This is a genomic window from Microbulbifer taiwanensis, from assembly GCF_014904815.1.
GTDB classification, from domain to species: domain Bacteria; phylum Pseudomonadota; class Gammaproteobacteria; order Pseudomonadales; family Cellvibrionaceae; genus Microbulbifer; species Microbulbifer taiwanensis.
This window is the reverse complement of sequence record NZ_JACZFR010000093.1, coordinates 1-1,460: the sequence shown is the minus strand read 5'-3', so window position 1 is coordinate 1,460 and position 1,460 is coordinate 1. Positions and strand designations below refer to the sequence as shown.

Sequence of the window (1,460 nt, the reverse complement as noted above, 5' to 3'; positions counted from 1 at the left end):
TGCCGATACTGGTGCCGGTGACGGCGTGGGGGCGCGGGCCGTCGTAGCTGTAGTCGCCGACGCCGGTCTTGAAGGTGATGTTGCCGCCGGCATCGTAGAACAACTTAAAGTAGTGTTAGCGAGGATTATTAATTTTTGCGATCTCCCTTAATATTGCAGCCATGGAGACATCTTCAGGAACCGTATTATCTTTAACTACTTCATATTTATCCAAGTCCACATAAACACACCTCTCTACATCGAAAGTATCTCGTGAAATTTCGGTCAAAAAAAGTATATATTTTTTCCCTATCCGATAACCGTACTCCCAAGCCGGCCCATTAAAAATATCAAAGTACTCCCCCTCAGTAACATTACCTTTATAAATAACCATTGATTTCATCCTAGCGTATGGGACGCTTTCTATGTAGCTTCTCCAAGCACTTGCAAGGTCTTGCTTTCTACTATTCATGTCGGTTATATTTTTGTTACGACTGTAATCAGCTTCAAAATCTTTTTGAGTCATTCTTAGTTCAACCGGATAAGCCATTACAACAGAATCGCTTCCGTTTACTAAAGAATATGCAGTTATACCTCTACACTCACTTGCCTTCGAGTACGAAGAAAAAACTAAAAAAATTAAAATGTAAAATCTAGATTTTAAGATCATTACTTCGCTCCAGGTAGGGTTTGTCTGCGATAGTATTCCCAAGAACCATTTTTATACCAATATTCATTACCCGTAGCCCCTTCTAGGCCTATCATGGTTCCATCTGCACTAGTTGTAAAAATCCATCCTCCAGCAGCCTGAGCGTGCCCCCAATCACCTGTTATCCCACTCGGCCCCCGCTGATCAACTAGCCCGCCAATAAATCGGCGTTCAAGATGAGTCGGTCCAGGGTGCGTATGCCATGTATGATCCTTGGAGCCCACATCCGCGACATTTGTAAAGGCATTGCTATGATGAAAATCTGTTCCCAGGTTTTTAATTGTTCCACCAGCACTTATTGTTGCTGAAATTTCTATATCATACTCTAGAGATATATCGAGCAACTCTTGCCTACTATTGAGTTTGGCAGCTGTATTTTTAAAGTTTCCGGCATTGGTACCCACCAAATCAGCTCTTAAAGCATCCAACTTCGCTTCAATTTCAGCTATCTTTTCGGGGGAAAACGAATCTTTTCCGTGTGGAGATTTCCCATTAATTGTATGCTTATTTGCTCTGTGTGCGCGGTTATTGCTAGAAACTTGTGGTGACGATACTGACTGTATTGCCCACATAAACGCCGCAGTCATAGCCCCATTTGCAAACTTACCACCCGTGGCCTCCGAAATCGCTCCAGAGACAATCATCCGCGTCACCAGACTAGTATCTCTGCTGAAGCCACCCCCGACTCCTGCCGACACAAATCCATGCCCGAACTTGCCGCCGCCTAGAGTAGAGACGACTCCGCCCACAAAGCCGCGCACAGCGAAGGCTT

General features: G+C 44.6%; 2 protein-coding genes. Both read right to left on the bottom strand.

The window, feature by feature from the left end:
• Nucleotides 1-115: 115 nt before the first annotated feature.
• Nucleotides 116-649 (bottom strand): hypothetical protein, encoded by a 534-nt coding sequence (locus IG627_RS20605; protein WP_193195188.1) that lies wholly within the window; start codon nucleotides 647-649, stop codon nucleotides 116-118.
• On the bottom strand, nucleotides 649-1,460 hold an 812-nt coding region (locus IG627_RS20600), incomplete at its 5' end, for a hypothetical protein (protein ID WP_226865506.1). The genes IG627_RS20605 and IG627_RS20600, both read right to left, overlap by 1 nt.